Origin of the sequence: Salirhabdus salicampi (genome assembly GCF_024259515.1) — a bacterium.
In the GTDB taxonomy this organism is placed as follows: Bacteria; Bacillota; Bacilli; order Bacillales; family Alkalibacillaceae; genus Salirhabdus_A; species Salirhabdus_A salicampi.
Map to the genome: position 1 here is coordinate 125,184 of NZ_JANBWE010000001.1, position 24,518 is coordinate 149,701.

The following is a 24,518-nucleotide window of genomic DNA, read 5'->3' on the forward strand; positions in this document are numbered from 1 at the left end:
TTCTTTATTTACATTACATTCCACGTTTTCGTAAAGCACTTGTATGATGGATTTCTATTTTCACTTCAACATCGAACTCAACTTGTTTGTATTCTTCCTTCCAATTTTTCTTTACTTCGCCCCATTTTTTTGGATAGTTTTCTCGAACTTGGCGACCTATCTCAAAAATGTCGATTCCTTCTTTTTGGGATAACTCGACGACCCTTGTTACTTCCTCCTTTACAAATTTTTCTACATTATGTGCTAATTTTTCAATATTGATTTCCTGTTGATGTTTTTCTTCTATTTCATTTAAAAACGCATCTTGTTTAATTTTTATCGCTGTTTTTATTGTTCCATTTTGGATCTTTACGTCAGTTTGACCTTTTTGTTCTATGTTACGGATTGAGAACTGTTTCCCACCGATAGTAGAAGTTGTATAAGCTCCCTTTTGTATTTGACCTTGAGTATATAACCACGCCTTTGATAAATCTCTTGGTAATACTAATGCAATCTTTCCTCCGTTTATAAAGGCCATACTAACAGCACGTACCATTCCTGTTTCTCCAGCTTGTTTTAAAGTTGTTAACTCTTCAGGTGAAACGATTTCAACGACTGGTAGATAAGCATAAGTGTCGGGGTCCGTATATTTTGTGTAAAAGTCGCTTAACGTCACATTTAAATAAGTTGAAGATCGGTTAGAAAAATTTAAAAGATCTGTGATTCCTGTTGAGGATACTTTATTAAAAGGAACTTCTGAACGGATAATATCTTCTGCTTTGTTAGTAGCTAAAACGATATTAATCGTTCTTCTTAATTGAAATTGTCTTCCTAAAATATCTAAAATGTTCGCAATACTTTCTTCAGCAACTTCCATGCCGACTATAACGGTTTCTAAATGGGAAAAGAGAGGTCTTCTTGGTGATATTTCTGTGATATTCCGGTGTGCCTCCGTAATCGTTTCCCCGTTTACAGAAAAAGATGTTGTGGAGCCTTGACCAGGATTTTGTACAGAAAACAACTCAGGTGATGGCCATTGATAGGTGACACGATATCCTTCTTCCTCGCCCTTATCAATCGCCATACCTAAAATAAAGTTAATATCATCAATTTCAGTGCGGTCCCAACACCCGGTTAACATTCCTGAGACGAATATACAAATGGATAGAATTTTAATTCGTTTGCACATTTTTCATCACCTTATATCGAAGAATGAACACAATATAAAGAATGGCAGGAATGACAAGATGGAAGATGACCGAAATATAGATCCAACGATTAAATATAAAATTGATGACATCTAACGTATCGGGCAAATACATATAGCAAATAAAAAACGCACCGATAAGTATAATGATTTTGTAAATGGGCCTTAATATCTTCATTGAAAACGATTGTTTTAATGCATCCATCGTCACGTTAAAATAAATCCCAGTCACAAAAAACATTGCTCCAGCCCAAATGGTAACAAGAAATATTTCTAATCGTTCTAAAAAATCACCGAGTTGGATTAATGTAATCAGCTCAACACTAGGATAGGTTAAAAATTTCAATTCATGAATTGAATAGACACCGATTTCTTCGATAGTAATTAAACTAGCCATAAAAATGGGTACTAAAACAGCAAGTATATATCCTTTCGTTTTCTTGGATTTCTCTTCTTTATGAATGTAAGGATATAACATACCTATTAAAATGACTTGGGCAAAGTTAGTGTACGGAATAAGTACTGTATGAAATACCGGTCCCCAAGATGTTGGTATGTATGGCTTGTAATAATGAAAATCAATTTGTGGGGTAACCGCTAACATTAAAAAGAGTAAGGTAGCCAAAATTAAGATGAGCATAGATGTACTTGCCTTCCCTAATACATCGATTCCAATAGCAGAACAATAAAAAGCGATAATTAATATCATAAAAATAAGAACCCCAATGGGTGTGTTCGGTAAAAATAATGTTTTAAATATTGTGGAGCTAATTTGGGTATGAACAATAAATAAAGTGAAAAAGTACCCTACGTAACTAACTCCAATTAGGGTACCAAGTGGCTTTCCTAACAGCTTTCTTAACACTTTAACAAATGGGTCTTCTGGAAAGTGACTACTAATCTTAATAACAACAAGTAAAAGAAGGAGAGAAGCAAATATAGCAATAATGGTTGAAATCCAATAATATTGTTGAGCTCTTTCCGCCATGATCGAAGGAGCGTATACATAAAACTGAACACTAAGTACGAGCATTAATAGGCTTTGAGCTTGTCTCTTCGTTATCTTTGGCTTCTCCACCATCTTCTATCTACTCCTTCCTTTCGTTTTTATTGGCAGCATTTTTCCGACGTTTTCGCTTTAAATGTTTTTTGTCCATGATATAAGTTGGATACTTGTTGTTCCGTATATTTGGAAAACGGAAAAGTGTATCTTTCATGTCATTGACCACAAAAGGAGCATGAGGTGTTAAATACGGATATCCGAATGATGTAAGTTTCGTAAAATGTAAATAAACAAACACCATTCCCCAAACGATACCGAAAAAGCCAAATAGGCCGGCCAATATAATAAAGCCGAATCGTAAAATGCGAAACGTAATCCCTAAGCTGTAATTCGGGATTATAAATGAACTAATCGCAGTAATGGCTACGATAATAATCATTAAGGGACTGACAAACCCTGCGTTAACCGCTGCTTCCCCAATAACAAGAGCCCCAACAATACTTACTGTATTTCCAATCGGTTTCGGTAGCCGCAAACCGGCTTCTCGTAAAAACTCAAACGTAATTTCCATTAAAAGCGTTTCAATAATGGCAGGATAAGGCACTGATTCTCTTCCGGCAGCAATACTCAATGCCAATGGTGTCGGTATCATTTCTTGATGGAATGTTGTTAACGCAATATACATTGCGGGTAGTAGTGCCGCTGAGAAAATTGCGATATATCGTAGTAACCGCAATAAAGTCCCTATGTAAAATGTGTCATAATAATCATCCGGTGATTGAAGTAAGCTAAACAAACTTACCGGCCCGTATAGAGTGAACGGAGTTCCATCCACGACAATTCCTACTCTTCCTTCTAGTAAATTGCCACAAAGCTTATCTGGTCTTTCCGTATATCCAAGTAATGGCACAATGGAATAAGGTACATCTTGTAAATATTCATTTAATACATTACTTGATATAATGGAATCTGTTTTTATTTTATTAATTCGCTTAATGACCTCGTCAACGATTTCAGGATTTGCGAGTCCGTCTAAATAAACGACAGCAATTTTTGTTTGGGTCATTTCTCCTTTGGTAAACTCTCGTATTTTTAAGTCATTCGTTTTCAATCTTTGCCTTATTAGGGCTAAATTCGTTTCAATTGGTTCAATGAAACCTTCTCTTGGTCCTTTAACTGTTGATTCTATATAGGGCTCTTCGATAGCCCTTTTATCCGGTTGAAAAGCGTCCAATAAATACACCGTTTTTTCTCCGGCGATAAATAACGCACACTTTCCTAATATCATCCCTTGTACAACTTTACTTAACTCTTGTTGTGTATCGTACTTAAACGGAATTGAATTGGAGCTGCTATTCTTATTTTTCTCTTTGCTGGATTGCTTTGCTAATGTTTGAATAATCTTATCTGTTTCTTTTGTGCTCGTAATGTTACGTAAAAAGGTGATACAAAATTGATTATTAATATGATGAATTTCGAGGTCGTCAGTATCTCGAAAGTATGTATTTTGTAAAACCTTTATATTTTTGTCAATTTTTTTTGAAACGGAAACTTTTTCAATCGGTTTTTCGCTTACATATTGGTCCTCAAACTTTTCTTTCTTTTTGAACCAATTGGGCAACATACACATTTCCTCCAACAAGATGATGTTTTTATGTTACCCAAATGAATGTAATCTAGACATGTTGTGTTATATTAGGAATTTTTTACTACTGAATGGAAAAACACCTCCAATAGAAGGTGTTAAATTTTTTCGAGTTTGATTTTCAGTATTCCGTTTTCGTATGATGTTTTTGTTTTATCTTTTACTGGGGACGGTAGTGTGACAGTATGTTGGAACGACTTTGTTGTAGTTTCGAGCTTTCTGCCATTCTTCTCTTCCACTTCTAATTTAGTTTCCAGCTCTCCTTTTATCGTTAGCACGTGACCATCAACGGTTACGGATACATCCTCTTCCTTATCCAAACCTTGTATTTGTAATGTGACAATAATGTTATCGTCATCTTCTTGAACATCAATTCGTTCAAAACCAAAGTTGTTCTTGTTCATCGTTAACTGTTCAAATTGTGAAAAAAATTGATGAAAGTCTCTTTGTATTTTGTCTAATTGACGAAAGAAGTCATGAGGAATAAGAGACATTTCAAGCCCTCCTTTGTCTATTTTTTAAAACAATTTCCCTCGTTTCATCAAATTCACGTATTCTCTTTCATACTATTATAAAAAACAAACTTTTAGGGGTGAGGGCATTGTCCCAAGTAGAGTATAAAAGATTGGAAAGGGCAATTGAGGAAATTACCGAAATTGCTGAAGGGTTTGGGCTTGATTTTTATCCGATGCGCTACGAAATATGTCCATCGGATATTATTTATACGTTTGGGGCCTACGGTATGCCGACACGATTTTCTCACTGGAGTTTTGGGAAGCAATTTCACAAAATGAAGTTACAAGAAGAATTAGGTTTAAGCAAAATTTATGAGCTCGTCATTAATTCCAATCCATGTTATGCATTTCTGTTAAATTCGAATACTTTAATTCAAAATAAGTTAATTATTGCTCACGTATTAGCCCATAGTGACTTTTTCAAAAACAACTTTCGGTTTCAAAACACAGGTAAGGATATGGTGGAAAGTATGGCCGCTACAGCTGACCGGATTAAAGCATACGAAGAGAAATACGGCCGATATGAGGTGGAAAAATTCCTTGATGCCATCTTAGCTATTCAAGAACATATTGATCCTTCTTTAATGAGAAAGTGGGATAGAGAGGAAGACGTTGTCAAATCCCCTGTTCCCCGCCAAAAACAATCCCAATCTGATTACGATGATCTATGGATATTAGATCATGATAAGGTAGAGGAACATGATAAAAAAGTAGAACGGAAGATTCCACCAAAATCTGAGAAGGATATATTATTATTTATCGAAGAATATAGCCGAGAGCTAGATGAATGGCAACGGGATATTTTAACAATGATGAGGGAAGAAATGCTTTATTTCTGGCCTCAGCTTGAAACGAAGATCATGAACGAAGGTTGGGCTTCGTACTGGCATTCAAGAATTTTACGGGAGATGTATTTAGACGAAAGTGAACTGATTGAATTCGCGAAGCTCCATTCCAGTGTCATCCAGCCATCTAAAACGTCAATCAATCCATATCGATTAGGGATTACCATCTTTGAAGATATTGAGGAGCGGTACAATAATCCAACGGAAGAAATGAAACGACAGGGGGTTACACCAAACTCAGGACGAGAGAAAATCTTTGAAGTGAGGGAAATTGAATCCGACATCTCGTTTATCCGCAATTACTTAACAAAAGATATTGTCGCACAAGAAGACTTGTATCTCTTCCAAAAGCAAGGGCGAGATTATAAAGTAGTGGAAAAGGATTGGACCGAAGTCCGGGATCAGCTTATTACGATGCGGGTCAATGGAGGATATCCATACATTACAGTAGAAAATGGAGACTACCAAAGAAATGGAGAATTGTATTTGAAACACCACTACGAAGGAACAGAGTTAGATCTTAACTATTTAGAAAAAACGATGCCTTATATTCATCAACTGTGGGGACGCACCGTCCATCTGGAAACCGTTGTGGAAGGAAGAAATGTGCTGTATTCAAGTGATTCTGATAAAGTGAAGAAGCGTTATTTGTAGGCTGCCTGAAGGGCAGCTTTTTTTGTATTTCGAAGGGGACTTGTGAAGCATTGATTGTTGAAGAAAGAAGAGTAGATTCTTTTGTGAGTTTGTTATTCATCTAACGAGGCAGGTTTAGTTTAATAAGAGAAAATAATAGAGGATGCAGCACAAAACTGCATCCTGTAAGCCTTACTCCAGCGTTCCTTTGTAATTGTATCGTTACATATGTTTTTTATGACCAAGCCTCTTTTAAAAGATTTACACCTAACTGGATTTCCTCACACGCAAGATTACTGAACCCTAGTTTAATAATTGGATCATCAGAAAGATTTTTTATGTAATAAATAGAGGTAGGATACACCTTAACACCAAAATAGGAAGCTTGTTCAATTAGCCATTCCTCTGAACGATTTAGATGTATCTTAACTAGTAGGTACAAACCAGATTGCTCCCCAATAATAGAGATATTTTGTTTGAATTGTTTTTTTAATTCTGAAACTAAGCATTGCATTTTTCGTTTATAAACAAGACGCATTCGTTTAATATGGCGAATCCATTCTCCATCTTCCATAAATTTAGCCATTGTAAGCTGGTTAAGAAGTGAAGTGGTACTCTCAAAATGAAGAAATTGATTTTTATAACGCTTTAAAAGTTTTTGTGGCAAAACCATATAACTTAAACGGATTCCCGGGAGAAAGGACTTTGAGAAATTCCCTAAGTAAATGACTCTTGTTGAATCAATGGATGCCAGTGCTGGAAATGGTTGTTGCGTATAGCGAAATTCACTATCATAATCATCTTCAATAATAAAACCATCATTCTTGTTAGCCCAATGAATTAACATTTGCCTTTGTTGGATAGACATGCTTACTCCCATTGGACTTTGATGGGAGGGTGTTACATAGATTAACCTTGGAGTAATTTGTTCTAATTTTGAGAAATCAGTACCTGATTTATATACTGGTAAAGTTTCAAACGAGAAATTGTGAAATTGAAAAGCCTCCCTTGCTCCATCATAACCTGGGTCCTCTACAATAATGCTACTGAAATTATCCTTCAGAATTTGTCCGAGATAAATTAACGTTTGTTGGGTACTACTGCCTATTATAATTGCATTTGGATCTGTTTTTACTCCCCGAGATTGGAATAAATATGTAGCGATTTGTTCACGCAAGCACAGTTCACCAAAGGGGTCCCCGTATCGATAACTCTCCTGTAATGTTAAAACTTGGTTTGCTATTCTTCTCCAAATTTTCAGGGGAAAATTGATTTGATCTACGGCTCCTGCTCGGAAATCGATTTGGGCTGGTGTCACAGACTTTGTTTGCTTTTTATTAGGAAGTAGAACTGAGGCATTTTGAAATAAAAGTGGATCTAATTCATTTACAAAATACCCTTTTCGACCTTCTCCACGGATATAACCTTCAGCTACAAGCTGCTCATAAGCCATTAATGTCGTATTGCGGCTTACTTGAAGGGAATCTGCAAGTTGGCGAATGGATGGCAGTGGGTCACCAGCTAGTATGTCACCACTTTCTATAAATATTTTAAACTGCTCGTAGATTTGTTTGTACTTGGGAGAGTCATCCTTAAATGCAAAAATGGCATTTTTCATTGGCGATCACCTTTGACATGTAAAATTATTAATAATTGTACCTTTTTTAATGTCAGTTTGCATAATAGAATAACTCATATAGAACATAAAATTGTAAAAAAAAGCAGCTAGCCAGATTGCAAAGGCTTTATCATGGAGGGGTCTAATCAAGTATATACGAAAGGAAGTATTGGATAGATGACAACATTTATTTTCTTTGTTTTGGTGTTATTTTTAACGTCAGGTCCAGCTGTATTTTTAACAATTACTAAAACAGTAACAGGTGGAGTTCCAAGTGGTTTGGAAAAGCCGTTGGAATGCCTTCTATTGGTTTAGGATTAAGATTAGCTTTTCAAACACAAGAATAATCATTAGATTTCCACCTTCTGGATGTGAAGAGGAAACCATCTTGAATCTTCTTCAAAGGGTAAGAAAGAACATAGATAAAACGGTAATTTGTAAAAAAAGGCAACAAGAAATATTGATTATTTAAGGAGCGAGATATTGAAATGACGATAAAAATAATTAAGTGCAAACGTGATGATTTACATATACTCCAAGATATAAGTATTGAGACTTTCAACGATACATTCAAAGGTCAGAATTCATCTGAAAACATGAAAGCTTATTTGGAAAAGGCGTTTAATTTTAAACAGTTGGAAAAAGAATTATCCAATATTTCTTCGCAATTCTTTTTTATTTATTTTAATAATGAAGTCGCTGGATATTTAAAGGTCAATACCAATGATGCTCAGTCTGAAGAAATGGGTAATGAATCGCTTGAAATCGAGAGAATTTATTTAAAAAGCAAATTTCAAAAACATGGGTTTGGTAAATATCTGCTAAATAAAGCAATGGAAATTGCGATTGAACATAATAAAAAGAAAATCTGGCTAGGCGTATGGGAAAAAAATGAAAATGCTATTGCTTTTTATAAGAGAATGGGGTTTGTTCAAACTGGATCCCACTCTTTTTATATGGGGGATGAAGAACAAACCGACTATATAATGATCAAAAAACTCAAATGATTTTTTGAAAGGTGGATTATCATGTTTATTCCTAAACATTTTAAAGTAACTGACTTTGATGAAATTAGAGAATTTATTATGATGAATTCTTTTGGAACGATTGTAACGACAAAACAAGGTAAATCTATTGCTACCCATTTGCCTTTGGAGTTACATAATCACGGGGATGAATACTTTATATCTGGACATATGGCTTATGCGAATCCTCAATGGAGAACGTTCGAGGATCATAACGAAAATGCACTTATTATGTATCAAGGTCCACATGCTTACATTTCATCATCGTGGTATAAGTCTGAAAATGTACCAACATGGAATTATCAATCACCCATGTATATGGAACAGCTAGTATTATGAGTGAACAAGAATTGGAAGAAGACCTAACACTACTATTACAGAAATATGAAAAGCATCGTAGGAATCCAGTTTTATGGGAGAAACTTTCTTCACAAACGAAAAAACAAATCAAGGGTATTGTTGGTTTTAAAATTAAAGTGCAAGAAGTCCAAGCTGCTTATAAACTAAGCCCAAATAGAAATGAAGAAGACTACCACAACATCATTGATAAATTATATGAGGAAAAAGATTTAAATTCTAAGGCATTAGCAGAAGTTATGAAGAAAAGAGAGTGATTATAAATTAGCTTAATATGATTATAGAAGGAGAACTATATATGAAAAATCCGTAAATCGTTTTATGGATAGAAAGTGAGCTAATTGAATTCGCGAAGCTTCACTCAAGAATAATTCAGTCATCGAAGACATCAATTAATCCTTATTGTCTCGGTATTACCATCTTTGAAGATATTGAGGAGCGGTACAATAATCCAACGGAAGAAATGAAACGACAGGGGGTTACCCCAAACTCAGGGCGAGATTATAAAGTAATCGAAAAGGATTGGACCGAAGTTCTGGATTAGCTTATCACCATGCGGGTCAATGGAGGATATCCATACATTACAGTAGAAAATGAAGACTACCAAAGAAATGGAGAATTGTATTTGAAACACCACTACGAAGGAACAGAGTAAGATCTTAACTATTTAGAAAAAACGACGCCTTATATTCATCAACTGTGGGGACGCACCGTCCATCTGGAAACCGTTGTGGAAGGAAGAAATGTGCTGTATTCAAGTGATTCTGATAAAGTGAAGAAGCGTTATTTGTAGGCTGCCTGAAGGGCGGCTTTTTGTTTATTGAACGGGGCCGAGAAGTTTGGAATAAAGAAGAAAATGTGTTTTTTGAACAAACAGTACACCTTAATTGTGATAGAATGTTTTGTTTAAACAGTAGTAGTATATTTTCACGGAGTGATTTAGGTTTAATCATAATTTCAGTTCATTCTGTTTTAATTCTCGAAATAAATCGTTGACACTGAAAATAAAATTATGATATTATAAAATATTTGCTAAAATATTTTAAATGTGTTAAGCTTAAGCAGGTTACCATATATGGAGGTGGATAATTTGTTGCAAGTTGGCGATAACATCGTTTATCCAATGCACGGGACAGGTACAGTTAAAGCTATTGAAGAAAAGGAAATCTCGGGGAAAAAACAACAGTATTATGTTATAAACATGTTAATTAGTAATATGCAGGTCATGATTCCCACGGATAAAATAGTGAGCTCAGGTATACGCCCAGTTACTGACATAATGGCATTAAAACACATTATACACATTTTTCAACATGGAGAATCAGATAGATTATTACCGTGGAAACAGAGGTTTAAAGTGAACACGGACAAAATAAAAACGGGTAAAATACAAGAAGGTGCTGAAGTTGTACGTGATTTACTGCGTATGAAGAAAGAGAAAGCACTTAATACAAGCGAAAAAAAAATGTTGGATAACGCACATGAATTTTTAATTAGTGAACTGAAATTAATTAAAGGGATTACTGAAAATGATATAAAGGGTTTTTGTTAAGGCTATTTTTAGGTCATGTCTTATATCTCCCTAAAAATAGCCTGATTTTTTCGGAATAAGTCAAACATTTCAAGGACAACGAAATTCAACTCACTTTAAGAATTATTAACCTCTTTTGTTATGTCTACACTCTGGATGTAGGGTGAAAGATACAGAATCTTTCATTGTTATGGAATTACAACATTCAACAAACGGTGGCATTACTGGAACAACGGTAATGCTTTTTTTGTATTGAAGTAAAATGACAGGTTTCTTAAACGGGTTTATTTCATAATAATCAGTTGAATAATACCCTCCCCATTTCTATGTGCTAAAATATAAAAAAGAATATATGAAAGGGCGGGAAACATGTCGAGAGGTGAAAAAATACTTCAAGAACAATATGGAACAACAAAGAAAGCAGCCTCATTTTATGAAAACCAAATGCTGAATTACGTAAATGAGGAAATGGCAGAGTTTATATCAAAGCAAGGAATGGTATTTATTGCAACCGCTGATTCAAGTGGTAACTGTGATTCTTCTTTTAGAGCTGGCTCAGCAGGTTTCGTACGGGTTATTGATGAAAAAACATTAATATATCCCGAGTACAAAGGAAATGGTGTTATGGCAAGTTTAGGAAACATAATTGAAAATCCTCATATAGGGTTAATGTTTATAGATTTCTTTGAGCAGAACATTGGATTACACGTCAATGGTAAAGCCTCTATAATAGAAAATAAGGAATTGACTTCACTAAACATGATACAGAAGATGGTTGATGATATTAAAGAAAAAGAAGGGAATAAACCAGAACGTTGGGTAGTTATCAGAGTTGATGAAGCGTATATCCACTGTTCAAAACATATTCCAAAGCTAAAACAGATGGACAAAAAAATTCATTGGGGAACTGATGATGAGAAACAAAAAGGTGGAGATTTTTTTAAAGTAAAACAAAGAAAAAATTTTTAAATATGTTTTTATATTATAGAAATGTATTCCTTTACGATTTATTAAAAATCAAGATGGATCCTTTATCTTAACATTAAAAGAAAACTACAATGTACCAGTAAACAATAAACGAAATATGTGCGAACTAACCTATAATTGTATATAATACGGAATAAGAATAGTAGAAAAGGAGAAATGTCTTAAATGAGTTCGGATGATAGGGTGGTTTCTAAACTATACAGAAGGATTATCACCGCCGATGAAATCAAAGCGATTTGGTTATATGACAAGCTCGACGACAACATGAAAAGGGCAATTCGATACAAGTTAAGGCAAAATGGATCTTCAAATGCTTCCAAGATATTAAGGAAAATTCATTAGATGACGTGAAAAATGATATTACAAAGTAATGTGGTCGCCACCTGATAGATATTACGTGATAAACGCAACGGAAAGATAACGAGTGTGTGCTAGTAATGAATGAGTCTTTTGATACCCGGACGGATGGGGAACCTAGTGACAACCGTTAAGGAAAATTACTAATAGTATAAGAATAAGTGGGAAGTAATGCATGTGATTTCCTCCAATTTTCTTTTTATCATATCTATTTGAGGATTTTCTAAAATATTTCTAGAAAAAATTTATAACCACCCCCAAAAAAGACAAGAAAACTACGAACTTTATACACAACAGGAAATAATCTTTATTGATTTTTAGATATTTTTAACCATAATGGTGCTAACTAAATATTGATAAGGGCAAACCTAGCGAAAGTTAGGGACGCAAAGCTATAGGGACTAAAGTCGTTAGACGATGTCAGCCAGCTACCGTTTGTACAAGACACACCTTGTTTAAAACGGGGTGTGTCTTTTGTTAGACGTTGTTGAGAGGAGTGAAGAGATGATGAAAAGTACACTAATGATTTCTACGCTGTTTATTATTATGTTAACGGCTTGTGGAGGTGGGGAAAAAAGCGACCAGTCACTAAATGAGGAGCAACCCCCACAACAGGAACCCAGCGGGGACCAGCCAGAACAATTGGCTATGTATGAATCTGACCAACTTACAGTTTTTGAAACAACTGGTTGGGAAATTACTGATGAAAAATTAGCTTCCAATCGTTTAAATGTTATGTTGAATGGTGACAAGGTTAAAGCAATTTTAACGGTAGTACCAAACGAAAAATCGTTTGATGAAGTAAAACAAGAGTTGAAAACAGGAGCAGGTGATGTAGAAATCATCCAGGAAGAAGATAATTATTTATCGTTTCAGTCAAAGCGGAACGAAAGTATAAAAACTGAGGTTTATTTAAGAGAAGAACATAATAATGTTTACGTGTTTACTTTTATGGTTCCTGTAACGGAATACGAGGCAAACAAAGAAAAAATCGAAAAATTATTAAACAATATTTCCATATAAGGGGAGGATAAAAAATGAAAAAACAATTATTAAGTGTAACGTTGAGCGCAGGGTTAGTTTTAGCAGGTGGACAAGCTTTTGCAGATGAACATGATGAGGTAGTTGATCCAAACTCAGACTTATACGATACAACACGTTTAATGGAGGAAGTGGAGTACGAGTTGACAGAAGATAGTGGGGACAAAGCTTTACTCCAAGATGAATATGCGGATGACCGTCTAGATGAGTCTGAGCTAGCAATTGAAACAGGTGATGAAGAGAAGGCGGAAGAGTTATTAGAAGATTATAATGAACACCTAGAAGAATCTGAGAGAAAGCTTGAAGAAGCGAAAGAAGAAGGAAAAGACGTTACAGAGATAGCAACAATTGTTGCGGTAAAGAGTAAAGAACGGACAGAGCGTTTAACAGCGTTATTAGAACGTGAAGATCTCCCGGCAGAAGCTAAACAGGGAATTTCAAAAGCTATTGAAAACCAAGAAAAAGCATCGGAAAAGTTAGCAGAAGCTTTGCAGAAAGCTGAAAAAGCTAACCAAAAAGGTGAAAAAAAGGAAAACGATGCACAGGAACGTGTAAATGACGCAAAACAACAAGGGGAAGAGAGAAAGAACGAAGCTCAGGAACGTGTAAATGACGCAAAACAACAAGGGGAAGAGAGAAAGAACGAAGCTCAGGAACGTGCAAATGACGCAAAACAACAAGGGGAAGAGAGAAAGAATGAAGCTCAGGATCGTGCAAGTGGCGCGAATGAAAAGGCTCAAGGGCAAAAAGAGAATCATGCAAACGATGTAGATTCAGCCGAAGAACAAGAAGTTGAAGAAAGTGAAGGGGAAGTTCAGGGACGGGAAAGTAGTAACGAGGCTCAGAAACCTGAGAAAGCTAATGTTGCAGGAGAACAAGGGCAGAACAAACGTAACAATGCTTCTAACGGTAGACAATAAGTAACGAAATTCGCATATGGAAACATATGCGGATTTATTTTTGAGAAGAAATTTCTAGGGTATTGAGAAACGGTGTAACAACCCAATGGAACAAATGTGAAGGGTCTGTACTAAAGCCATGTGTAAAGCCCTCAAATAGAACCTCCTTATTTTCCCCTACACTTCCCTCTACAAAAAAAGGTCATAAAAAGCGGGTTTCATGGAAATGTATAAAGAAAACAGGTATAAATACCTATATATTAAGGGGGTATTTGACATGTTAGTAGGCAAAAAACACTAGGTCATTTATTGTGTTTATGTTATATTGGAATTTGTCAGGTTAATTGATAAGGGCAAACCTACAGAAATGTTGGGACGCAAAGCTACAGGGGCTTAGGTCGAAACAGACTATGCTAGCCAGCTGCCGTTTTGTGAAGGCACACCAAATAAACGGTGTGTTTATTTTTATTTCTAAAACTGTAAAACTACAGAAAAAATGAGCCATTAGTGAGGTTGATATATATGATTTCGTTCCGTAATACTGCAAGGAAGGTTCCGGCAGTTTCTTGGTTAGTAACTATAGTGGTGTTTATAATGCCGATATTTTTAGACAACTTTAGGTTTAATTCAGAGTTAGTGTGGTTTATCCATGTCATCCCCGTATATTTACTGGCATATTATTTTGGAATAAGAGGAGGGGTAATTGGAGGGTTTATAAGCTTAATTTCTCATCTCTTTTGGGAATGGCTAATGCATCCTGGAGCTTTTTCAAGAAATATAGAAGATATTACAATTATGATTGCAGAAGCAATGGTATTATTGTTTATTGCAATAAGTACGGGAATGTTAGCTGAAATCCTCAGCAAAAATGAACGCAAACTCAGAGGGGTAAATGAGGAGTTACTTAAGACGATAAAAAGACTAACTGAAAGTGAAACAAAGTACCGTACTTTAATTGATAATGCTCATGACTTAATACTGTTAATTGAATTAGATCAAACTGGAAAAGCTCGCCGTATTGTTGAGGCTAATCATAAGGTAGCCGAAGTTTCGGGGTATAGCTTAGAGGAACTCTATTCTTTGGATCCCTCTGCACTTTTAGATGAAAAAACAAAAGTGAAAAGGTTACCAAAATTACGAAAGAAGTTAAGTGAAGATAAGTCGCTTGTTATGGACGTAAATTTAGTGACCAAAAACGACGAAGAGTTACCATTTGAGTTTAGCAGTCGCCCGTTATTGATTGGTCATAAAAAAATGGTTATGACTGTAGGTAGAGATATTTCAAAAAGGAAGAAAAAAGAGGATAATCTTAAGCAGATCGCATATGTTGACACATTAACAGGCTTACCGAATCGAGAATTTTTTCTGGGTTATATAAAGAAATCCTTGTCACGTGCAAGAAGAAAAGAACAGTTAATGGGTCTAATGTTTATTGACTTAGACGGATTTAAGCAAGTAAATGATGAGCTTGGACACGACGTTGGAGATAACTTATTAAGGCAAGTAGCAGAAAAACTAGAAAAATCTGTTCGAGAAGAAGATACTGTTTCCCGGATTGGGGGCGATGAATTTATCGTCACCTTAGAGGATTGTAATAAGAAAGAAGTTGAAAACATTGCAAACAAAATTCTTAAAACCTTTAAGAATCCGTTTCCAGTCCTATCAAATGAAGATATTACAGTTACTCCGAGTATCGGTATAAGCATATATCCATTAGATGGTGAGGATTATGTTACCCTCATTAAGAAAGCAGATCAGGCAATGTATAATGCCAAAGCTCATGGGAAATATTCGTATAGGTTTTATAATGAAATTTGATGGAAGAGAAACACCAAAGTTATTTGTTTTGATAAATAGAAGGTATCATCTTTTCTAAATCATAATATAAATGTATATGTAGAGGTTTGTTTTTGATGATGAACAAGTATTTGTGAGCTGCCCATAGTGGCAGCTTTTTTGTGAATGATAGAGAATGTAAATCTTACTATAACGCTCTTGAAGATGACTTTTCATTCATGTTATATTTTTGATATCGATATTCGATATTGATTTTCGATTTTGGTGTAAGGAGGTGTTATTCAGTGGAGGATAAGGTTGTGCGCAAGCTCTTTTTAGGCTTTATCCAAATTCATATTTTACACCATGCAAAAGAGCATCCAATTTATGGATCATGGATGCTTGAAGAACTAAGGGAACATGGATATGACATAAGCGCTGGTACCCTTTATCCAATTCTACATTCTATGGAAAAGGAAGCACTTCTCACGAAAGAGGAAAAGAATGTAGACGGGAAAATTCGCAAGTATTATACCACGACGGACAAAGGAGAAAAGGTGTTAATTGAAGCTAGAAAAAAAGCCTTTGAACTGTTTAAGGAAATCAAAGATTAAAAGAGGTGAAAACTTTGTCTCAGAAAAGAAATACAAGTTTAAAATCATTGTTAGAACTTTTACTCGTCTCCACTAGATTAGGGTTCACATCCTTTGGTGGGCCTATTGCCCATTTAGGATATTTTCACGAAGAATATATCCGGAGAAGAAAATGGATGGATGAGAAAACGTATGCCGATCTCGTTGCTTTATGCCAGTTCTTGCCTGGTCCTGCTAGTAGCCAGGTAGGGATGGGAATCGGAATAATGAGGGCAGGGGCGATTGGTGGTGTCATTTCCTTTATCGGATTTACCCTACCTTCCGTTATCGCCTTAATTGCTTTTGCATTAATTCTTCAAGGGTTAAATGTTGATGATGTAGGTTGGATTCATGGATTAAAAATTGTAGCAGTTGTTGTTGTCGCACACGCAATTTTAGGGATGGCAAATAAACTTACTCCTGATCTTACGAGAAAAGCAATCGCATTATTTGCTTTAGTGATCGCACTTACGTGGCAAACAGCTTTTACACAAATCGGAATCATTCTTATATCGGCATTTATCGGTTATGTAATCTTTAAAAATCATAAAGATACTGATCATACGGAATTAAACTTTCCTATTTCAAAACGTTTTGCTGTTGTGAGTTTAACATTGTTTTTTGGATTATTAATTTTACTCCCAATTTTACGAGAAATGACATCCTTAAATTGGTTGGCAATGTTTGATAGTTTTTATCGTTCTGGTTCATTAGTATTTGGTGGTGGGCACGTCGTTTTACCCCTTTTAGAGCGAGAGTTTGTACCAACTGGTTGGCTTAGTGAAGAGGCCTTTCTTGCGGGGTATGGTGCTGCTCAGGCTGTACCAGGTCCACTGTTTACTTTCGCAGCATACTTAGGCGCGGTCATTAATGGTTGGCAAGGCGGGCTATTAGCTACAATTGCGATTTTTTTACCTGCTTTTTTATTAATTTTTGGTACATTGCCATTTTGGAACTCTTTGCGTAGTAATCCGAACATAAAAGGAGCATTAATGGGGGTCAATGCTGCTGTTGTTGGTATTTTGATTGCAGCATTTTATCAGCCAATCTGGACGAGTTCTATTTTGCGTCCAATAGATTTTGCGTTCGGTGCTATTTTGTTTAGTATGTTAGTGTTTTGGAAATTGCCACCTTGGATGATTGTGTTAACAGGTGCCATTGGTGGACTTTTCATGACATTCATTTAATGAATAGCTAGGAAATAAGCTACCTTGCGAGGTAGCTTGACTCATGTTAAACGACATTTCAGGAATAATAGCAGCAAAGGAATTGACGTTTTTATATAAGTCTTTTATTATATAAGCGATTAGTTATATACTTTATCTCTCACTAAGATGGGGGTGTATAAATGAGATTTGAACAATTAATCGAGATAGATGATGCTGCGGCTGCGATAAAGTTATTAGGGGACAAAACCCGACTAACAATGGTAAAAATTTTAGATGAAAATGAATGCTGTGTATGTGAATTTGTAGAATTATTTGAAATGAGTCAGCCAGCCATTAGTCAGCACTTGAAAAAATTGAAAACTATCGGGCTTGTTAATGAAACAAGAAAAGGACAGTGGATTTTCTATTCCTTAAATAAAACGAGTAACGTATATCCTCTTATTAAAAGTTTATTAGAACATATACCGAATCAACGAAATAAGTTGGAAGATCTTATGAAAAAGGGACTTAGAATTACATGTAAATAAAGTGGAGGTAAACCAATTGACACAACTTATATTGGCAACTGTAATTTTTATTGCAACATTGATTTTAGTCATCTGGCAACCTAAAGGTCTCTCAATTGGCTGGTCGGCTTGTGGAGGGGCAATCGTTGCTTTAATGGTAGGCGTTGTAAACTTTAGTCATGTCATTGATGTGACAGGTATTGTTTGGAATGCAACATTAGCTTTTATTGCCATTATTATTATTTCTTTAATCCTCGATGAAATTGGATTTTTTGAATGGGCAGCTTTACATATGGCTAGAGCCGCTAAAGGACACGGGGTTCGCATGTTTGTGTATGTATCAATATTAGGGGCAATTGTAGCCGCCTTTTTCGCTAACGATGGAGCTGCGCTCATTCTAACTCCGATTGTTTTAGCTATGGTAAGGAATTTGAATTTTAGTGAGAAAATGATTTTCCCTTTTATTATTGCAAGTGGTTTTATAGCCGATACGACGTCGTTGCCACTTATTGTTAGTAACTTAGTAAATATAGTATCAGCAGACTTCTTTAAAATTGGATTTGTGGAGTATGCTTCCAGAATGGTTATACCTAATCTTTTCGCGTTAGTAGCAAGTATTACTGTCCTATATTTATATTTTCGTAAGAGCATTCCGCGTAATTATAAAATGGATAACTTGAAAACGCCAAATGAAGCAATACGGGATCACAAAATGTTTCGAATGTCATGGTTTGTACTTTCGATACTATTAATCGGTTATTTTGTAAGTGAGTTTTTCCATATCCCTGTATCCATTATAGCTGGCGTCATTGCCGTTTTCTTCTTAATGATGGCGAGAAACAGTCCAGTTGTACAAACGATACAAATTCTTCGAGGAGCCCCTTGGGCAATTGTGTTCTTTTCTATTGGAATGTATGTGGTCGTTTATGGGCTACGTAATGTTGGGCTAACCTCTGTGCTAGCAGACTTAATCCAATATACGGCTGATCATGGATTATTCGCCGCAACAATAGGGATGGGTTATATTGCTGCGATTTTGTCATCAATTATGAACAATATGCCAACAGTAATGATTGATGCACTGGCGATAGCTGAAACGAATACCGATGGAGTGATTCGGGAAGCATTGATTTACGCGAATGTAATTGGTTCCGACCTTGGTCCGAAAATTACACCAATCGGTTCATTAGCAACCTTATTATGGTTACACGTTCTTTCGCAAAAAGGTGTGAAGATATCGTGGGGAACGTATTTTAAAACAGGAATTATTTTAACGATTCCGACCTTGTTTGTAACCTTATTAGGCTTATATATAACCTTACGCTTCATGTAACGAGTTAACATAAAAATTTAACTGCAACAAAGGAGAATGAATATGTCAAAAAAATCAATTTATTTCTTATGTACTGGTAATTCTTGTAGAAGTCAGATGGCAGAAGGATGGGCGAAACATTATCTTGGAGATGAGTGGGATGTAAAGAGTGCAGGGATTGAAGCTCATGGATTGAATCCGAACGCTGTGGAAGCGATGAAAGAAATTGGGATTGATATCACGAACCAAACGTCCGACATTATTGATTCAAAGATTTTAAACAATGCAGATTTAGTTGTTACCTTATGTGGTGATGCGGCAGACAAATGCCCAACAACTCCCCCACATGTAAAACGTGATCATTGGGGCTTTGACGACCCAGCAAAAGCAGAAGGAACGGAAGAAGAGAAATGGGAATTTTTCCAGCGAGTACGTGATGAAATCGGAGGCCGTATCAAACGTTTTAAAGAAACAGGGGAATAAATGAAAATGCCTCTTATAATCATTAAGTTGTATCTTATGTAGTAGTTCCCAAGTTTCATGTAACTTTATGTAAATATGTCAATTAACTAAAAACCAACATTGAGAGATGTTGGTTTTTTAGTTGAAAGAAAGATGGAGGGAAAGTAAGTATATTAGGATTAGAGATTTGCTTACGTTTAATCTATAATAAATCGTTTAATTCGGTATCTGAATATATAGAAACTAATACTACCGCTTTCTGATTACCAACATTTTTCACAAAGTGTGGCACACTTGCATTCCAACTAAAGGAATCACCACTTTCTGCAATAATAGAGTCTTCTCCTTGTTCAGCAAGGATTTTTCCTTCTAACACTAAATGACATTCTTCTCCTTCGTGGGCATGTGGTTCTCCTATTGTTGCTCCAGGAGGGAATTCTACAATCATCATTCTCAAACCACCCTTAGAAGTAAGATGCTCAATCTTTAGGTCATTAAAAGTTGATTTTGATCTCTTATCTTTTCGTATTACACGCATATGCTGTTTCTTTTCTAGGAGTAAGTACGATAGAGGTATTCCAAGAAATGAAGCAATTGTATTTAGTGTGTTAATGGAAGGTGAAGTGTTATTGTTTTCAACATTGCTTATAAAGCCCTTTGAAAGGCCAGTCCCTTCACACATTTGTGCTATCGTTATTTTTTTTCGGTTTCGTATTGCGCGGATTTTAGTGCCAATATCCAAATTAATCACCTCGTAGATAAGTTTACTAATAGGAAACATGTTTATATATTAGCAAAAAAAATATTGACAATCTATATATTACGTTGTTATGTTATAAATATCAAATTTTCATATAGGAATACAGTTATCCATATATTTTTTGCGCAAATGTTTTCTAATACGAATATTTTTTCTGTAATTGAATAAGGTTTTGCTTTGATAAAGGGACTACATCTAGTTTTTAAGACGAATATAAGACTAAAAAGGGGGAATTAAAATGAATTTTCACCGTAAACCTATTACCTTCGTTAATCAAGTTAACTTAAAGGTGCAAAATCTAGAACGTTCCTTAATATTTTATAGAGATATAATTGGTTTTGAAATATTGGAACAAACAGAACGTACTGCAAAACTAACTACGGACGGAAAGACTGCACTATTATCAATTGAACAACCAATTGACGTAATACAGAAACAACAGCTGACTACTGGTTTATTTCACTTTGCTCTTTTATTACAAAACCGATCCGATTTAGGCCAAATATTAAAACACTTCGTTCAAATTGGTTATCCCTTACAAGGAGCATCCGACCATTTGGTAAGTGAAGCTATTTATTTGGTTGACCCGGATGGAAATGGTATTGAAGTGTATTCCGATCGGTGTCCATCCGAATGGATATGGAATAATAATGAAGTACTTATGCCATCAGAACCATTGGATGTTGAAAATCTCCTAGCGGAGGCAAGAGAAGGTTCTTGGAACGGTCTACCTGCTGATACATTATTAGGGCATTTACATTTACATGTATCGGAGTTAAAAGAAAATCAAGAATTTTATGTTCAGGGACTAGGATTTGAAGTAGTCAGCCGATACGGGAACCATGCAATTTTTATTTCGGATGGTCACTATCATCACCATATAGCTTTGAATATATGGAACGGTATAGGTGCTCCTCAACCACCAGTTAATAGTGTGGGCCTTGAATCATTTACGTTACAAATACCAACTAAGGAAAAGAGAAATAAAATTATTGCCCAGTTGGAGGAAATCGGTGCAGCCATCGAAGAAGAAAATGGTGTCTTCGTTACATCAGATCCGTCTGGTAATCAGATTCGTTTGAAAGTCTAAATATACATTTACTGGTTTATTAACTGTAATCATGATTGGAGCCATATTGAAAGTAAATCTGACCGTTGTTTTTTAGGGAATGGCCAATGGCAGGATGCGAATTCGATCGATTCTTTTTAGCGAGAGAAAAACGAATAATTCAACCAATATAAACTAGGTGTATTAAAAAATTCGCATTGCTTCTTATTTGAGGTAATGCTTTCTTTCGATAATGATAAAATAAGTAAATTAGAACTAATAGTTCATTCCTTCACTTGATAAACTAATAAAAAGGTGGATTAACAATGACACAAACAAAGTTCGATTCAAAGATTCTTTCCATTCTTGAAGATAAAATACAATTAATAAAAACAAATGAAAATGGTGGCATTTATTTAGTTGGACCTGTAAATCTTCCTGTTAATTTATTTGAAGAGACGGTTAATTTTCAATGGTATAGCTGGCTAAATTATGATGAGATAACTGAAGATTACAATCAGATTATTGAAAAATTATCTTCTGTTAATTTAGCGGAGTTACAACAATCTAGTGTTTTAACTTATGGTGATTTTAGCTATTCTGATGATGCAATTATTAGAATGCATTCGATATGCCATACAGGTGATATTTTTGGTAGTAAAAGGTGTGATTGTGGCTTTCAGCTCAAACAATCGATGAAAAATATTGTTGAACATGGTACAGGTGCTTTATTTTATTTAGCAAATCATGAAGGTAGAGGAATTGGCCTGTTTAGTAAAGCGATGGCTTACATTCTACAGGAGAATGACTACGATACGGTTGAGGCAAATGAAGCGCTTGGCTTTGTTGACGATGCCAGAAATTATAGTGATGCGATCCATGTATTGAAAGCACTTAGAAGTAAACCTGTTACCTTGATGACGAATAATCCAAAGAAATTAGAGGCTTTAAAAAATGCTGGTTTAACCGTATTGAAAAGAGTGCCTCTGTGGGGTGATCGTTCAGAGTTTAATGAAAAATATTTAAAAACAAAAATAAATCGTTCGGGTCATATTGAAGAAGAGGAGACATTTAGTAAAAACTAGCAGCATGACTTCTACTATTACTAAACAATCATGAGAATATATGAATCATTTTTCGCGAATTTTATATTTGATTCTATAGAATTGCTTCGAGAATTTGTAGAGTATTCACTAAATGAGAATACTCTTTTTTTGTGTTAGTACATTCAACAATAAAATAATATCCTATTTTAATAAAAATTTATTGTAAAACGATAAAAATTGTAGTGAATTTAAATGAACATTAAATCATCTGAGGTGTATATTATGAAACGAGTTTCGACGCTCTTTTTAAAGTTAGCTGTTATACTAATTGCAACTCCAGTTCTTGCTTTGCTATATATGGGTTGTTTTGGTTAGCGAAACACCCTGTTAATCCAAATTATGCCCATTTAATCTATCCCATTTTAATAGCAATGTATGTAACTGTAATACCGTTTTTTATTGGATTGTATCAGGCATTTACACTTTTAATCTATATAGATAAGAATGATACCTTCTCTAAATTGTCTGTGAAAGCTCTAAGGTAAATCAAATTTTGTGCCACCACAACCTTTGGTTTGTATGTTGTCATTATGCCATTTGTTTATTTTGTAGCTGAAATCGATGATGCACCTGGTCTCATTTTAATCGGGATCGTTCCTCCCTTTGCTTCAGTTGTAATCGCAGTCTTTGCTGCTGTTCTCCAGACACTTTTACAAGAAGCAATAAATATAAAATCAGAAAATGATTTAACAGTTTGAGGTGAAAAACATGGCGATTATCATTAACATTGATGTGATGTTAGCGAAGAGAAAGATGAGTGTCACTGAACTTTCAGACAAGGTTGGAATCACGATGGCAAATCTATCTATATTGAAAAATGGTAAGGCAAAAGCAATTAGAATTTCAACATTAGAGGCCATTTGTAAGGCATTAGATTGTCAGCCCGGAGACATTTTAGAGTATAAAGCTGACGAAAAAACAGATAAATATTAGTGCTTATCGATATGGGATTGAAAAAACACCGAGCATATATGACTCGGTTTTTATGTATAGACTCGAAATAACGTGCTTAGTTACATGTACGAATCTATCTTTTTAGTATTTAAATTTCCTATTGACAATCTTTTCTGTATCTTTTATCTTATTAATTGTTATTGATATTGAAAATCATTATCAATTAGAATTTGATGAAACTATACATATGGAGGGGAAAAAATGTTTTGCCAAAAGATTGCCTTACCTTTTATTTTAATATTAACAAGTGTTATCCTAATGGCTTGTGGAAGTAATGAGGAAGATAGTATGACTAATGAAAATGTGCGTGTTATTGAACACGCCATGGGGGAAACCGAAATTGAAGGGACACCAAAACGAATCGTAACCCTATATCAAGGGGCAACGGATGCAGCAATCGCATTTGATATTCAGCCAGTCGGGGCTGTTGAATCGTGGATTGAACAACCTTTTTATAAATATATTCGTGATGACTTAGAAGGGGTAGAAAATTTAGGGGCTGAAACGCAACCGGATTTAGAAGTTCTTAGAAAACTGAATCCAGACTTAATCATCGCATCAAAATTACGACATGAAGAATTTTATACGCAACTAAGCGGGATCGCTCCAACCGTTATGGAAGAAACAGTATTTGAATGGAAAGATACAGTTCAACTTATGGGCAAGGCGTTAGAAGACGAAGATAAAGCTGATGAAATTTTACAAAAATGGAATGATCGTGTTGCTGATTTTAAGGATAAAGCAGGGAGTGATATATTAGGTAAGGAAGTATCCATCGTACGTTTTATGGCTGATCATGCTCGAATTTATATGCACGGATTTAGTGGAGTCGTTTTGGATGATTTAGGTTTTGCTCGACCGGAGAACCAACGTGAAAAAATTTGGGGAATGCAATTGAATACGAAAGAAAGCATTCCACAAATGAACGGAGATATTATTTTTGACATTACGGATAATTATAGTGGTGATGCACCTTTTGCTACTAGGGAAGAATGGCAGGATCATCCGTTATGGAAAGATTTAGACGCTGTACAAAACAAAGAAGTTTATGAAGTAAATTCAGTTAGTTGGAACATGGGTGGAGGTCCAATTGCTGCTAATATGATGTTAGATGATCTCTATGAATTTTATAATCTAGAACAGTAAAGAAT

General features: G+C 35.2%; 22 protein-coding genes, 3 pseudogenes and 2 riboswitches. Of the genes and pseudogenes, 19 read left to right on the forward strand and 6 right to left on the reverse strand.

What is annotated here, in order from left to right; all coding sequences use genetic code 11:
* Nucleotides 1–13: 13 nt before the first annotated feature.
* The 4 genes from NLW78_RS00625 to NLW78_RS00640 all read right to left on the reverse strand — a co-directional run bounded on the left by NLW78_RS00625 (nucleotide 14) and on the right by NLW78_RS00640 (nucleotide 4,328).
* Nucleotides 14–1,168, reverse strand: coding sequence for a Ger(x)C family spore germination protein (locus tag NLW78_RS00625; protein ID WP_254494337.1), 1,155 nt, complete (start codon nucleotides 1,166–1,168; stop codon nucleotides 14–16).
* The gene (locus tag NLW78_RS00630; protein ID WP_254494338.1) at nucleotides 1,152–2,267 is read right to left on the reverse strand and encodes a GerAB/ArcD/ProY family transporter; all 1,116 of its coding nucleotides are present in this window, start codon (nucleotides 2,265–2,267) and stop codon (nucleotides 1,152–1,154) included. Before NLW78_RS00630 ends, NLW78_RS00625 begins: the two co-directional genes overlap by 17 nt.
* Nucleotides 2,268–2,274: 7 nt before the next feature.
* Nucleotides 2,275–3,813: a spore germination protein gene (locus NLW78_RS00635; protein ID WP_254494339.1), complete on the reverse strand. Its 1,539-nt coding sequence runs from the start codon at nucleotides 3,811–3,813 to the stop codon at nucleotides 2,275–2,277.
* A 119-nt stretch (nucleotides 3,814–3,932) separates the two neighbouring features.
* A complete protein-coding gene (locus tag NLW78_RS00640; RefSeq protein ID WP_254494340.1) occupies nucleotides 3,933–4,328 on the reverse strand; it encodes an Hsp20/alpha crystallin family protein in 396 nt (131 codons plus the stop codon).
* Nucleotides 4,329–4,435: 107 nt separating this feature from the next.
* Here NLW78_RS00640 and NLW78_RS00645 point away from each other — a divergent pair, with 107 nt between their 5' ends.
* Nucleotides 4,436–5,848: a SpoVR family protein gene (locus tag NLW78_RS00645; protein WP_254494341.1), complete on the forward strand. Its 1,413-nt coding sequence runs from the start codon at nucleotides 4,436–4,438 to the stop codon at nucleotides 5,846–5,848.
* A gap of 214 nt (nucleotides 5,849–6,062) precedes the next feature.
* On the opposite strand, the gene pdxR is transcribed toward NLW78_RS00645, so the two are convergent.
* Complete coding sequence (pdxR, locus tag NLW78_RS00650) at nucleotides 6,063–7,445, reverse strand: MocR-like pyridoxine biosynthesis transcription factor PdxR (RefSeq protein WP_254494342.1); 1,383 nt, start codon at nucleotides 7,443–7,445, stop codon at nucleotides 6,063–6,065.
* A gap of 488 nt (nucleotides 7,446–7,933) precedes the next feature.
* On the opposite strand from pdxR, the gene paiA reads away from it, so the two are divergent.
* The 13 genes and pseudogenes from paiA to arsC all read left to right on the forward strand — a co-directional run bounded on the left by paiA (nucleotide 7,934) and on the right by arsC (nucleotide 19,520).
* Nucleotides 7,934–8,452 carry a spermidine/spermine N(1)-acetyltransferase gene (gene paiA / locus NLW78_RS00655; RefSeq protein WP_254494343.1) on the forward strand — a complete coding sequence of 173 codons (519 nt, stop codon included), beginning with the start codon at nucleotides 7,934–7,936 and terminating at the stop codon, nucleotides 8,450–8,452.
* 21 nt (nucleotides 8,453–8,473) lie between these two features.
* Nucleotides 8,474–9,084: pseudogene (locus NLW78_RS00660) on the forward strand (FMN-binding negative transcriptional regulator).
* A 77-nt stretch (nucleotides 9,085–9,161) separates the two neighbouring features.
* Nucleotides 9,162–9,620 (forward strand): annotated as a pseudogene (locus tag NLW78_RS00665) (SpoVR family protein); the annotation flags it as partial.
* 282 nt (nucleotides 9,621–9,902) lie between these two features.
* Nucleotides 9,903–10,379: a CarD family transcriptional regulator gene (locus NLW78_RS00670; RefSeq protein ID WP_254494344.1), complete on the forward strand. Its 477-nt coding sequence runs from the start codon at nucleotides 9,903–9,905 to the stop codon at nucleotides 10,377–10,379.
* A 348-nt stretch (nucleotides 10,380–10,727) separates the two neighbouring features.
* On the forward strand, nucleotides 10,728–11,327 hold the full coding sequence (locus tag NLW78_RS00675; RefSeq protein WP_254494345.1) for a pyridoxamine 5'-phosphate oxidase family protein: 600 nt from the start codon (nucleotides 10,728–10,730) through the stop codon (nucleotides 11,325–11,327).
* Nucleotides 11,328–12,053: 726 nt separating this feature from the next.
* A riboswitch (cyclic di-GMP riboswitch) is annotated at nucleotides 12,054–12,138 on the forward strand.
* Nucleotides 12,139–12,206: 68 nt separating this feature from the next.
* Nucleotides 12,207–12,725: a hypothetical protein gene (locus NLW78_RS00680; RefSeq protein WP_254494346.1), complete on the forward strand. Its 519-nt coding sequence runs from the start codon at nucleotides 12,207–12,209 to the stop codon at nucleotides 12,723–12,725.
* 14 nt (nucleotides 12,726–12,739) lie between these two features.
* Complete coding sequence (locus NLW78_RS00685; protein WP_254494347.1) at nucleotides 12,740–13,663, forward strand: DUF5667 domain-containing protein; 924 nt, start codon at nucleotides 12,740–12,742, stop codon at nucleotides 13,661–13,663.
* Nucleotides 13,664–13,984: 321 nt separating this feature from the next.
* A riboswitch (cyclic di-GMP riboswitch) is annotated at nucleotides 13,985–14,071 on the forward strand.
* A gap of 165 nt (nucleotides 14,072–14,236) precedes the next feature.
* Entirely contained in the window at nucleotides 14,237–15,460 is a 1,224-nt protein-coding gene (locus NLW78_RS00690) for a diguanylate cyclase domain-containing protein (RefSeq protein ID WP_254494348.1), read from the forward strand.
* Nucleotides 15,461–15,723: 263 nt separating this feature from the next.
* Nucleotides 15,724–16,032 (forward strand): PadR family transcriptional regulator, encoded by a 309-nt coding sequence (locus tag NLW78_RS00695; RefSeq protein WP_254494349.1) that lies wholly within the window; start codon nucleotides 15,724–15,726, stop codon nucleotides 16,030–16,032.
* Nucleotides 16,033–16,046: 14 nt separating this feature from the next.
* On the forward strand, nucleotides 16,047–17,237 hold the full coding sequence (locus NLW78_RS00700; protein ID WP_254494350.1) for a chromate transporter: 1,191 nt from the start codon (nucleotides 16,047–16,049) through the stop codon (nucleotides 17,235–17,237).
* Nucleotides 17,238–17,398: 161 nt separating this feature from the next.
* Nucleotides 17,399–17,746: an ArsR/SmtB family transcription factor gene (locus tag NLW78_RS00705; protein ID WP_254494351.1), complete on the forward strand. Its 348-nt coding sequence runs from the start codon at nucleotides 17,399–17,401 to the stop codon at nucleotides 17,744–17,746.
* A 16-nt stretch (nucleotides 17,747–17,762) separates the two neighbouring features.
* Nucleotides 17,763–19,058, forward strand: coding sequence for an arsenic transporter (locus tag NLW78_RS00710; RefSeq protein ID WP_254494352.1), 1,296 nt, complete (start codon nucleotides 17,763–17,765; stop codon nucleotides 19,056–19,058).
* A 42-nt stretch (nucleotides 19,059–19,100) separates the two neighbouring features.
* Entirely contained in the window at nucleotides 19,101–19,520 is a 420-nt protein-coding gene (gene arsC, locus NLW78_RS00715) for an arsenate reductase (thioredoxin) (protein ID WP_254494353.1), read from the forward strand.
* Between the two features lie 181 nt (nucleotides 19,521–19,701).
* On the opposite strand, the gene NLW78_RS00720 is transcribed toward arsC, so the two are convergent.
* Entirely contained in the window at nucleotides 19,702–20,241 is a 540-nt protein-coding gene (locus tag NLW78_RS00720) for a helix-turn-helix domain-containing protein (protein ID WP_254494354.1), read from the reverse strand.
* Between the two features lie 256 nt (nucleotides 20,242–20,497).
* On the opposite strand from NLW78_RS00720, the gene NLW78_RS00725 reads away from it, so the two are divergent.
* The 5 genes and pseudogenes from NLW78_RS00725 to NLW78_RS00745 all read left to right on the forward strand — a co-directional run bounded on the left by NLW78_RS00725 (nucleotide 20,498) and on the right by NLW78_RS00745 (nucleotide 24,513).
* Nucleotides 20,498–21,349, forward strand: a complete 852-nt coding sequence (locus NLW78_RS00725; RefSeq protein WP_254494355.1) for a VOC family protein — start codon at nucleotides 20,498–20,500, stop codon at nucleotides 21,347–21,349.
* Between the two features lie 284 nt (nucleotides 21,350–21,633).
* Nucleotides 21,634–22,392 carry a GTP cyclohydrolase II gene (locus NLW78_RS00730; protein ID WP_254494356.1) on the forward strand — a complete coding sequence of 253 codons (759 nt, stop codon included), beginning with the start codon at nucleotides 21,634–21,636 and terminating at the stop codon, nucleotides 22,390–22,392.
* 243 nt (nucleotides 22,393–22,635) lie between these two features.
* Nucleotides 22,636–23,111, forward strand: a pseudogene (locus tag NLW78_RS00735) (DUF2975 domain-containing protein).
* A 10-nt stretch (nucleotides 23,112–23,121) separates the two neighbouring features.
* Nucleotides 23,122–23,346 carry a helix-turn-helix domain-containing protein gene (locus NLW78_RS00740; RefSeq protein WP_254494357.1) on the forward strand — a complete coding sequence of 75 codons (225 nt, stop codon included), beginning with the start codon at nucleotides 23,122–23,124 and terminating at the stop codon, nucleotides 23,344–23,346.
* A 222-nt stretch (nucleotides 23,347–23,568) separates the two neighbouring features.
* Nucleotides 23,569–24,513, forward strand: a complete 945-nt coding sequence (locus tag NLW78_RS00745) for an ABC transporter substrate-binding protein (RefSeq protein ID WP_254494358.1) — start codon at nucleotides 23,569–23,571, stop codon at nucleotides 24,511–24,513.
* Nucleotides 24,514–24,518 lie beyond the last annotated feature (5 nt).

Excerpts from the sequence above, each read along its gene's own strand:
- NLW78_RS00630 (WP_254494338.1), bottom strand. The coding sequence starts at position 2,267 with ATGGTGGAGAAGCCAAAGATAACGAAGAGACAAGCTCAAAGCCTATTA.
- NLW78_RS00745 (WP_254494358.1), top strand. The coding sequence starts at position 23,569 with ATGTTTTGCCAAAAGATTGCCTTACCTTTTATTTTAATATTAACAAGT.
- NLW78_RS00680 (WP_254494346.1), top strand. The coding sequence starts at position 12,207 with ATGATGAAAAGTACACTAATGATTTCTACGCTGTTTATTATTATGTTA.
- NLW78_RS00690 (WP_254494348.1), top strand. The coding sequence starts at position 14,237 with ATGCCGATATTTTTAGACAACTTTAGGTTTAATTCAGAGTTAGTGTGG.
- NLW78_RS00740 (WP_254494357.1), top strand. The coding sequence starts at position 23,122 with ATGGCGATTATCATTAACATTGATGTGATGTTAGCGAAGAGAAAGATG.
- arsC (WP_254494353.1), top strand. The coding sequence starts at position 19,101 with ATGTCAAAAAAATCAATTTATTTCTTATGTACTGGTAATTCTTGTAGA.
- pdxR (WP_254494342.1), bottom strand. The coding sequence starts at position 7,445 with ATGAAAAATGCCATTTTTGCATTTAAGGATGACTCTCCCAAGTACAAA.
- NLW78_RS00730 (WP_254494356.1), top strand. The coding sequence starts at position 21,634 with ATGACACAAACAAAGTTCGATTCAAAGATTCTTTCCATTCTTGAAGAT.
- NLW78_RS00675 (WP_254494345.1), top strand. The coding sequence starts at position 10,728 with ATGTCGAGAGGTGAAAAAATACTTCAAGAACAATATGGAACAACAAAG.
- NLW78_RS00635 (WP_254494339.1), bottom strand. The coding sequence starts at position 3,813 with ATGTTGCCCAATTGGTTCAAAAAGAAAGAAAAGTTTGAGGACCAATAT.
- NLW78_RS00725 (WP_254494355.1), top strand. The coding sequence starts at position 20,498 with ATGAATTTTCACCGTAAACCTATTACCTTCGTTAATCAAGTTAACTTA.
- NLW78_RS00625 (WP_254494337.1), bottom strand. The coding sequence starts at position 1,168 with ATGTGCAAACGAATTAAAATTCTATCCATTTGTATATTCGTCTCAGGA.
- NLW78_RS00685 (WP_254494347.1), top strand. The coding sequence starts at position 12,740 with ATGAAAAAACAATTATTAAGTGTAACGTTGAGCGCAGGGTTAGTTTTA.
- paiA (WP_254494343.1), top strand. The coding sequence starts at position 7,934 with ATGACGATAAAAATAATTAAGTGCAAACGTGATGATTTACATATACTC.
- NLW78_RS00640 (WP_254494340.1), bottom strand. The coding sequence starts at position 4,328 with ATGTCTCTTATTCCTCATGACTTCTTTCGTCAATTAGACAAAATACAA.
- NLW78_RS00705 (WP_254494351.1), top strand. The coding sequence starts at position 17,399 with ATGAGATTTGAACAATTAATCGAGATAGATGATGCTGCGGCTGCGATA.
- NLW78_RS00670 (WP_254494344.1), top strand. The coding sequence starts at position 9,903 with ATGGAGGTGGATAATTTGTTGCAAGTTGGCGATAACATCGTTTATCCA.